Here is a 9,695-nt window from a genome sequence, read left to right as displayed (position 1 = left end):
AGCCATAGCTGCCCGCCGTGCCATGCAGCTTGTGCGCGACGACGCCCGCCTCCTCCAACGCCACCCCGTCCCCCGCGCGCGCCGCCGACAAGAGCGCCTCCAGCCCGCTCACCTTGTCCTTCAGCCGCGCGCCGTACTCCTGGTTGAGCGCCACCAGGCTCGCCGCCAGCTGGTCGCGCACCAGGTCCACGTCCGCCAGGGCCCGAGGCCCCGCCGGCGCCGGCGGCAACGCCTTGGTGAAGAGCTGATTCACCCAGAGGTACAGCTCGTCCGGCCGGTACGGCTTGTGGATGATGCGCGCCACCTTGAGCTGCCGCGTGAGCAGCTCGTGGCTCTTCAGGTCCTTCCAGAACGCCGACGCGAACAACACCGGCAGGTCCGGCTGCTGGCCGCGCAGCTCGCGGATGAAGTCCGCCCCCGTCACCCCCGGCAGCAAGCCGTCCACGATGGCCGCGTCCACCGGCACCTTCGCCAGCACCGCCCGCGCCTCCGCCGCCGTGCGCGCCGTCTCCACCCGGAAGCCCTTCTCCCGGAGGAAGGCGCACACCAGGCTCTGCAAGTCCTTGTCGTCCTCGAGGAACAGCAGCGTCTTCGCGTCGGTCATGAAACGGCCCTTGTCTCCAGCTCGCCGTCCTTGCCGGACAGCAACTCGTGCAGCAGCTCGCGCACCGAGGCCACCAGCTCCTCCTCGGACGAGCGCGCCTTGCTCAGGTGCCGCGTCATCCCCAGCGTCAGCTGCCGCTGGTCCGCGCGCGACAGGTCCCGCCCCGTGAAGACGATGAGCGGCGTCGTGCGCCCCCGTCCCCGGCGCAGGATGTCCACCACCTCGAACCCGTCCAGCCCCGGCAGCCCCACGTCCAGCACGATGAGGTCCGGCGGCGTGCGCCGCGCCAGCTCCACCGCGCTCTCCCCATCCGCCGCCTCGAACACCTGCACCCGCCCCAGCCGCTCCAGCCTGGCGCAGATGACCCGCCGCGTGGCCACGTCGTCATCCACCACCAGCACCCGCGCCTGCCCCGGCCGCCGCATCGCGTGGCGCAGCGCGCCGAGCAACCCCGACTCCTCCAAGGGCTGCGACATCCAGTCCACCACCAGCGGCGTCCCCACGCCCTCGCCCTCCGACGAGCGCCCCGACAGCGCCACCACCGGCAGCGCCCGCGTGCGCGGCTGCTCCCGCAGCGAGCGCACCCAGTCCAGCGCCTGCCCGTCCGGTATCCGCGTGTCCAGCACCACCGCGTCCGGCGGCTCGGCCTCCAGCACCTTCTGCGCCTCCGCCAGGCTCACCGCCCGCACCACGCGGTAACCCTCTTGCGACAGCAACCCGCGCAGCAATCCGGACAGCTCGGCGTCCGCCGTGGCCACCAGCACGTCGTGCCGGCTGGTGTCCCGCGCCGTCGCCGCCGCCACCACCGCCGGGTGCGAGCCCGACACGGGCCTGGCCGCCTCCAGCGTGAAGGTGAAGGTGGAGCCCTTGCCCAGCGCGCTCAGCACCTCGATGCCGCCGCCGTGCTGGTTCACGATGGCCTGCGAGATGGCCAGCCCCAGGCCCGTGCCGCCCTTGGAGCGGGAGTCCGAGCCGTCCAGCTGCTGGAAGCGCGCGAACAGCCGGTCCTTCTGCTCCTCGGGGATGCCGGGCCCGGAGTCCACCACGCTGAAGCGCACGCGCCCCGGCACCTCCGGCAGCACGCGAACCACCACCTCCGCGCCGCCGGCGGAGAACTTCACCGCGTTGGAGACCAGGTTCGTGAGCACCTGGATGAGCCTGTCCCGGTCTCCGCGCACGCGGGGCGACTCCTCCACGTCCGCGCGCAGCACCACGCCCGCCGCGTCCGCCACGCCCTTCAGGCCGCTGAGCGTCGCCTCCACCAGCTCGCGCGCATCCAGCGAGGCGAGCTTCAGCTCCAGCATGCCCGCCTCCATCTTCTCCAGGTCGAGGATGTCGTTGATGAGGCGGATGAGCCGCTCCGTGTTCGAGCGCGCGATGCGCACCATCTCCAGCGCGGGCTCCGGCACCTCGCCGACGATGCCGCCCTCGAGCAACCCCAGCGAGCCGCGGATGGACGTCAGCGGCGTGCGCAGCTCGTGGCTCACCGTGGAGACGAACTCGTTCTTCATCCGCTCCACCTCCTTGCGCTCGGTGATGTCGCGCACGAAGGCGGTGAAGCGCGCGGGCCCCTCGCCCGGCACCCGCACCAGCGTCAGCTCCGCGGGGAACATGCTCCCGTCCGCGCGCAGGCACGGCGACTCCAGCCGCGTGGCCACGCTGGACGTCTCGCCCAGCGCGGCGGAGACCTCCTCGCGCTTGCCCGCGGGCAGCGAGGCCGGCAGCGCGAGCGCCAGGAACTCGCGCCCCACCGCCTGGGCCGCCGTGAGCCGGAAGACCTTCTCCGCCGTGGGGTTGAGCTCGAGCAGCCGCCCCGCCTCGTCGATGAGCAGGATGCCGTCCGGCGCCGCCTCCAGGATGGCCGCCTTGCGCGCCTGGGTGGTGCGCTGCTCCTCGCTCGCGGCGACGAGCTCCCGCCCCCGCTGCTCCACGCGCTCCTCCAGCGCCGCGTTGAGCGTGGCCAGCTCCCCGGACGCGCGCGACAGCCGCACCAGCACCACCACCACGTACGCCCCCAGGAGCAGCGACGCCGCGAAGAAGACGACGCGCGTGCGCTCGTTGGCCACCTGCGCCCGCTCGTGCAACTGGACGAAGGTGCCCACCAGCCGCTCCGCCTGCGCGCTGGCCGAGCGCTCCAGCAGGGCCTGCATCGCGGCGTCCGCCCCTGGCTGCTCGCCCCGGGCCTGGGCCGCCCGCGAGCGCTCCAGGAGCGCGCGGTTGTCCTCCAGCGCCCCCAGGTACGCGTCCAGCGACGACGCCATCACCCGCGCCTCTTCATCCGACAGGAAGGGCGGCACGTCGCGCAGCGCCTCCGCGCGGGCCTTCAGCGCGGCGAAGGCCTGGGCGTGGGAGCCATGGCGCTCGGGCAGGCCCAGCCGCTCGCGGAGCACGTCCTGCTCCAGCTCCGCGCTCGCCAGGCGCAGCTGCTGCAGGCCCGTGCGGTACGCGTCGATGCGGGCGGTGCCCCAGGGGCGGCCCACGACGAAGAGGGCGCACAGCACCAGCAAGGCCCCCACCGGGAGGGCCACGGAGCGCTTCGACAGGCGCGTGCCCGTCATTCCGGCACCAGCTTGCGAATCTCCTTGGGCAGCGTCATGGGGTCGAAGGGCTTGCTGATGACGCCCACCGCGCCGAGCCCCAGGTAGCGCTCCACCTCCTGCTTCTGCACCTTGGCCGTCATGAAGATGATGGGCGTGCTCGACGTGGCCACCTGCTTGCGCAGCTCACCGAAGGTGGTGGGTCCGTCCATGCCCGGCATCATCACGTCCAGGAGGATGAGGTCCGGCAGCTCCTCGGCGGCCTTGGAGAGGGCCTCGGCGCCCGACGCGGCGAGCACCGTGTCCCACTTCCCCACCCGGCTCAGGCTCAGCTTCCCGATGGCGCGGATGTCCTCTTCGTCATCCACCAGCATCACCTTGCGAAGGGTCGTCATGGGGGCGGACCTCCTCTGGAGGGGGGTAAGGGTGTGCTAACCCACGTGCGGGGAACCTGGGGAGTGGACGTCTGTCCAGGGTTCCGCGTCGGGGATTCAACACCCGACGCCCGCGCATTCCCAGCCTCCCGACGCCGGACGCCTAGCCGGTCGCCTTGCGCCGCCGCGCCGGACGGGCCTGCTTCACCGGGGCGGCCCGGGGCGGCATCACCGACACGACGGCGTTGACGACGCGCGACACCGCGCGCAGCTGCGAGGGCTCCAGCTCCCGGAGCTTGCGCGTCATGCGGCGCAGCTCCAGCGGGTCCTCGCGCTCCGGCTTGCGTGTCACGGGCGTCAGCGGAGCACCACCCCGGCCGACCCCCAGCAGCGTATCCGAGGAGACCTGGAGCACGTCACACAGCCGCTTGAGCGTCTGCGTGCGAGGCAACATCCGGCCACGCTCCAGCCGGCTGTAGACCTCCATGGCCATGCCGACGCGCTCGGCCACGTCGCTCTGGGTGAGGCCCAGCCGCAGGCGAGCGGTCCGCGCCGCCCCTCCCAGGATGGCCGCGAGCTTGTGGTCGACGGGCTCACGCATGATGGGGGCAGCGTCGCACGGCGCGCGGGGGAGGCAAGTTTCCCGTCCCTTCAGCGCCGCCGGAGCGCGAGCGCGCCCTGGACCACCTGCACCACGGCCCTGAGCGCCTCCGGCTCCAGCGCGCGCAGGGAGCGCAGCAGCCGCCGCAGCACGGGCGGGTCCTCCACGCGCGGGCCCACCGGTCCTCGGACCGCCACGGGCGCGCCCTCCGACAAGCCCAGCAGCGCGTTCGCATCCATGCACAGCACCAGGCACAGCCTGCGCAGCGTGGTCACGCTGGGCAGCACGCGTCCGCGCTCCATGCGGCTGTAGACCTCCATGGCGATTCCCACGCGCTCCGCGACGTCCGCCTGGGTCAATCCCAACCGGGCCCGCGCCGCCTTCGCCGCCGCCCCCACGGTGATGGCCAGTTCCTCGTTCATGGTCCCCGCGCCTCTCGGACAGTCTCCCTGCCACATCGTCCGCGCCGCACCCTACCTCACGAGGGGGACAGACTACCCAAAAAGAAGGCCGCCATGCTAATGACGCCAGGGGTTGACCCAGGTCACCCGGAATCGCTGGCGGGGTTTCGATTTCCAGAGAGGGATTCGACCTTGAAGGTCCTGGGTCTGGTGATGCCCTCATGGGTGGGGACAGACGGAGAGGATGGGACGATGAGCGACCTGGAGGCGATGCACCCGCTGCTGCTCCAACCCTCGGAGCAGCTGGGGGCCCTGCGCATCATCCGGAGGCTGGCGACCGGGGGTTATGGCGCCATCTTCCTGGCGGAGAGCGAGACGAAGGGCACGGTGGCGCTGAAGTTCGCGCTGGAGGGCCCCTCGGAGAACGACGAGGCGCGGGTGGACGCGCGCACGAAGCGGGAGGCGCGGCTGCTGATGCACCTGGCGCACCCCAACGTGGTGGAGCTGCTGGGCTACCGGCGCTGGCCGGACGCGCACCGCGGCTACCTGTACCTCATCATGGACTACGTGGAGGGCCCCACCCTGGCCAGGTGGGCCACCACGGAGAAGGCCACGCCGCGCCGGGCCGCGCAGGTGTTCGCGTCGCTGGCGCTCACGCTGGACGCCATCCACGGCGCGGGGGTGGTGCACCGAGACCTCAAGGGCAGCAACATCATCGTGCGCGCGTCGGACGGGGAGCCGGTGCTGGTGGACTTCGGCTCGGGGGACCACCCGTGCGCCCCGTCGCTGACGGAGGACCGGCTGCCCCCGGGCACGCCCAGCTACCGCAGCCCGGAGTCGCTGCGCTTCTGGATGGGGCCACGCATCCCCGGCGCGCGCTACCGGTTCGCGCCCACCGATGACCTGTACTCGCTGGGGCTGGTGCTGCACGAGGTGCTCACGGGCACCTTCCCCTATCCGGCCCACCTGCCGCCGTCCGCGCTGCTGGCCAGCATCGAGTCGGCCGTGCTGCAGCTGCCGTCCGTGCTCAACCCGCGCGTGCCCCGGGTGCTGGATGGAATCGTGCTGCGGCTGCTCGACAAGCATGCGGGCGGACGGTTCCCGAGCGGCGCGGAGCTGTTCGGCGCGCTCTCCGCGGCGCTGGAGCTGGCGGACGACACGTGGGACCAGCCGCTGTTCCCGCCCCGGCCGCCCCACGAGGCCGTCACGGAGGAGGACGAGTCCCTGTTCGATGGGGACGAGGAGGGCCGGGAGGTGCGGCAGTGGATGCGCTGGCCGGACTGGCCCGGCGCCAGCTCCGCGTCGGGGTCCGCCCGCACGCCCTCCACCGAGCCGGTGGCCCCGCCCGTCGCCCCCTGGCGCTCCTGGCTGCGCCGGCGGCTGCACGTGCTCAAGGGGGCGCTCAAGCCCTGGCGCGGGAAGGATTAGGCATCCAACACCTGACGTCCAATGGTTGTCGCCCAACCTCGGATATTCCATCACGGCCGGCTTCGTGTTACCTGGGGCATCCTGTAGCGCCCAACTCACTTCCCAGGTTGAGAGGCAGGCCATGACGACGCCCGACACGACGACGGAGGATTCTCCCGGAGGACCGCGCCGGCCGCGGGTGCTGTTCAACGTGGGCGGCACGGTGTTCGAGTTCGTGCGCAAGCTGGAGGTGCGCTCCACCGGAGAGCTGCTGATGCTGGTCCGGCGACGCTACCGGGACGGGCAGAGCGGCCTGGTGGTGGTGAAGCGGCTGCGCAGCCCGGCCACCTTCGTGGAGCGGCGCAGGCTGGTGGAGGAGGTCAGCCTGACGTTCCGCTTCAAGCACCCCAACATCGCGCAGGTGCACCAGATGAAGGTGTACCGGGGCGCGCCCCACGTGGTGATGGAGTACGTGGAGGGGCGCTCGCTGGACACGCTGTTGAACCTGACGGCGATGCGGCGGCGGCCCGTGTCCGCCGCGCTGGCGGCGTTCGTGGTGGCGGAGGTGGCGGACGCGCTGCACCACGCACACCTCGCGGTGGATGACTGGAACCGGCCGCTGGGCATCGTGCACCGGGACGTGAGCCCCCGGAACATCCGGGTGGGGACACATGGGGATGTGAAGCTGACGAACTTCACCGTGGCCTCGTCGCGGCTGGTGGGGCGGGAGGAGACGAGCCGGCCGCTGGTGAAGGGCGACGTGGCCTATGCGTCACCGGAGCTGCTGCTGCGCGCGCCGGTGGATGCGCGCTCGGACTTGTTCTCGCTGGGGTTGGTGTTGCTGGAGCTGCTCACGGGGCGCCACCCGCTCGCGGTGGAGGACACGCCGCCGCCGCCGTTGCCGGAGGGGTTGGTGCTGGAGGCGCAGGGGCCCACGTGGATGCCGGTGGACGAGGTGGCCGCGCGGATGACGAGCCTGGAGCCGGAGCTGGTGGCGCGGCTGGTCGCGGACGTGCCGGAGGGGCTGGCGGCGGTGGTGCTGCGCGCGCTGCGCAGGGCGCCGGAGGAGCGGTTCCAGACGGCGGAGGAGATGGGCTGCGTGCTGCGCGGGTGGCTGAGCGTGCACGCGCCCGGGCAGGGGCGCCATGCGACGGCGGAGGAGATAGCGCGCGTGGCGATGGAGGCGACCAGCCGGCGCAATCAGGCGGAGCTGCTGGAGGGTGGGCTGCATCCGGAGGACCTCACGGCGGAGGAGGCGTCGGTGCCGCTGGAGCCGGGTGGGCGCGCGGAGCTGGACGCCGAGGGCTCGCTGGCGGAGGAGGCCGCGCGGGTGTTCGGGGTGCCGGGCAAGCGCGGGGTGACGCGCGCCCGCGTGGAGGAGCCCGCGCCTCGCGATGGGGAGGAGGCGTGGTGGACGTCCAGGGTCGAAGCGGAGTCGGTGGCCGCGCCCGTGCGGAGCGGGGCCGTGGAGGCGCCGTGGCCGGAGGATGACGTCACGCCTCCGGGTGGGAGCAAGCCGCTCGAGTCGGACGACGAGCCCGACGCGTCCTGAGCGCTCGCGCTACATCCTCCCCGCGATGAGCATCGTCAGCACCAGCGCCGCGAGCACCGCCAGCACCACGCCGAGCACGCGCCACGCGGAGATGGGGGATTCGCCGAACACCACCTCCGCGTCCTGGCCATGCACCAGGACGCGGTACGGCTTGTCGCGATAGCGATACGCCAGCACATACACCGGCAGGGCCCACCGCGTGGTGCGCAGGCTCGACAGCGCCACGGCCACGCGCACGTTGCGGTAGCGACGGCCGGGGATGTCTCCACTCGACTGCACGTGCTCGCTCGCGAGCCGCTCCACCGACTGGAACACCCGGCGCCTCGCCCCCGAGCGCGTCGCCTCGAAGCGCTCGACGCTGGCGCCCTCCGGCCCTCGCGCCTCACCCACCGCCTCGTCGAAGCGGTAGTGCGGCGTGAGCTTGTCGCACTCGTCCATCGTCAAGCCGCGCGACGCGGCGACCAGGATGTTGGAGAAGTCCAGGTGCGTCTGCCCCGCGTGCGGCGCCCAGTCCGAGCGCCGGGAGCCCGCGTCCGAGTCCGCCGTCCAGCTCACCTCCACGCCCGCATTGAACACCCACGCGGGCCACCACATGGGCCGCATGGACTCCAGCGCCGCCTCCTCGGCCAGCCCCGACGGCCGGAAGAAGGCCTTGCGCCCCAGGAAGCGCGACAGCGCCTCGCCCGCCACCGACGGCTCCACCGAGAAGGGCAGCCACCCCTGCGCCTGCTCCACCGGGTCCACCGTCATCTCCACATGCGTCACCGCGCCGCAGTAGTCACAGCGTGGCGCCCTCGCCTCCACCGAGTACTCCACCGACGCGCCGCAGCTGTCACAGCGCACCACCCGCGCGCGCTCGACGGCGGCCTCCTGCCTCGGTGGCTCCGGCGTCGCGAGGCCACACACCGGACAGCGCAGGTCATCCACCTCCAGCTCGCACGCGCACCGCTCGCACGGCGACACGCTGACGGCCGCGCTCATCGGCCACCTCCCTGGAGGAAGAGCCACAGGCCCAGCACCCCCAGCAGCCCCACCACCACCGCCGCCGTCACCTTCCACACGGACAGGGGCGCCTTCCCGTGCACCTCACCTGTCTGCCCATTCACCAGCACGCGCAGGGGCTCCGCGTCCTGGGCGTAGCGCACCGCCAGCACCCAGACGGGCAACAGGCACACGTCCAACGACTCCCAATCCAGGTGGCTGTCGTGACTCAGCTCCCGATGCGAGTCCCCGGGCATCAGCGCCGCGAGCTTGTCCAGCAGCCGCCCCGACACCTCCTCGCGCGCCTTCTCCAGACACGCCTGGAACGTCAGCGTGGGCTCCTCCGCCACCCAGCCGGACACCAGCGCTGGCGTGTAGCGCGCCAGCCCCCGCAAATCGAACGGCTCCAGCGCCTCCAGCTCGTCGTTGTGCAAGCCATTGGACGCGGTGACGAGCACGTCCGCCACATAGCCGGAGACCTGGCCGCTCAACGGGCGCCACTCGGTGCGCGTCACCGTGCGCGTGCGCGTCACCGTCTTGCCGTTCTCCGTCGTCGTGTAGCGCTCCTGCTCCTGGTAGTTCTCACCGATGGAGGCCTGGAACCGGGAGGTCGCCAGCGCGCTGTAGAGGTAGGCGGGCACATAGACGCCGTGCACGTCCCCCGGCTTCGCGTCGCGAATCCCCGAGCGACAGAAGCGGCTGCGCGAGCGCAGCCAGTGCGACACCTTCTCCCGCGCCGCCGCGTGGTTCAGCGAGAAGCCCAGCGCGAAGCGCGGCTCGGGCACCCCGGGCGTCGGCGGGCGCTCCACCACGGAGGGCGCGGCGCAATACGGGCAGCGCGTGGTGCGCAGCGAGGGCTCCAACACCAGCATCGCGCCACACGACTGACACCCCAGCCGGAGCCTCGGCTCCGTCAGCGCCGCGGCAGGCTCCTCGTGCCCCAATGCCATCACCCCACTCCTTGTCGAGGCGAAGCGGACAGGCGCTCGCCCGCCCGCTCGCCGTGCGGACTTCTGCGCCACGACGATAGCCGGGTTGCCGGAGGCATTCCGCGTCATGACTGTATCCAGACGGAGGATTCCATCATGGCGAAGGACCCGCGACGACAGCCCGTCACCCAGCCCGCCGAGGACTTCTACGGGCGCCCCACCGGTCCCCGGGGCGAGCCCGCGCCCCGCGAGGAGCGTGAGCCACCCCGCGTCCCGCCCTCCACGCCCGACGACGACGCGCCCGAGCGC

The 9,695-nt window shown here is 72.5% G+C and carries 9 protein-coding genes; 2 read left to right on the top strand and 7 right to left on the bottom strand.

What is annotated here, in order from left to right:
* From FL311_RS37045 to FL311_RS37025, 5 genes are all read right to left on the bottom strand, one after another.
* Positions 1-604 (bottom strand): response regulator transcription factor (locus tag FL311_RS37045; protein ID WP_141332400.1); only part of this gene is annotated, 604 nt, incomplete at its 3' end.
* On the bottom strand, positions 601-3,162 hold the full coding sequence (locus FL311_RS37040) for an ATP-binding protein (RefSeq protein WP_141332399.1): 2,562 nt from the start codon (positions 3,160-3,162) through the stop codon (positions 601-603). The genes FL311_RS37045 and FL311_RS37040, both read right to left, overlap by 4 nt.
* Positions 3,159-3,536 carry a response regulator gene (locus tag FL311_RS37035; protein ID WP_141332398.1) on the bottom strand — a complete coding sequence of 126 codons (378 nt, stop codon included), beginning with the start codon at positions 3,534-3,536 and terminating at the stop codon, positions 3,159-3,161. The genes FL311_RS37040 and FL311_RS37035 overlap by 4 nt, the downstream gene beginning before the upstream one ends.
* Positions 3,537-3,678: 142 nt before the next feature.
* On the bottom strand, positions 3,679-4,116 hold the full coding sequence (locus tag FL311_RS37030; protein WP_141332397.1) for a helix-turn-helix domain-containing protein: 438 nt from the start codon (positions 4,114-4,116) through the stop codon (positions 3,679-3,681).
* A gap of 50 nt (positions 4,117-4,166) precedes the next feature.
* A complete protein-coding gene (locus FL311_RS37025; protein ID WP_141332396.1) occupies positions 4,167-4,538 on the bottom strand; it encodes a helix-turn-helix transcriptional regulator in 372 nt (123 codons plus the stop codon).
* Between the two features lie 231 nt (positions 4,539-4,769).
* Here FL311_RS37025 and FL311_RS37020 point away from each other — a divergent pair, with 231 nt between their 5' ends.
* The gene (locus FL311_RS37020) at positions 4,770-5,945 is read left to right on the top strand and encodes a serine/threonine-protein kinase (protein WP_141332395.1); all 1,176 of its coding nucleotides are present in this window, start codon (positions 4,770-4,772) and stop codon (positions 5,943-5,945) included.
* Positions 5,946-6,066: 121 nt separating this feature from the next.
* Positions 6,067-7,476 (top strand): serine/threonine-protein kinase, encoded by a 1,410-nt coding sequence (locus tag FL311_RS37015; protein ID WP_141332394.1) that lies wholly within the window; start codon positions 6,067-6,069, stop codon positions 7,474-7,476.
* Positions 7,477-7,485: 9 nt separating this feature from the next.
* On the opposite strand, the gene FL311_RS37010 is transcribed toward FL311_RS37015, so the two are convergent.
* Positions 7,486-8,457 carry a zinc ribbon domain-containing protein gene (locus tag FL311_RS37010; RefSeq protein WP_141332393.1) on the bottom strand — a complete coding sequence of 324 codons (972 nt, stop codon included), beginning with the start codon at positions 8,455-8,457 and terminating at the stop codon, positions 7,486-7,488.
* Complete coding sequence (locus FL311_RS37005) at positions 8,454-9,407, bottom strand: hypothetical protein (protein WP_194869519.1); 954 nt, start codon at positions 9,405-9,407, stop codon at positions 8,454-8,456. Before FL311_RS37005 ends, FL311_RS37010 begins: the two co-directional genes overlap by 4 nt.
* Between the last annotated feature and the right edge of the window lie 288 nt (positions 9,408-9,695).

Origin of the sequence: Myxococcus sp. AB025B, from assembly GCF_006518215.1 — a bacterium.
GTDB lineage: Bacteria > Myxococcota > Myxococcia > Myxococcales > Myxococcaceae > Myxococcus > Myxococcus fulvus.
The sequence above is the reverse complement of the archived record's forward strand: the minus strand, read 5'-3'. Positions and strand labels throughout refer to the sequence as shown.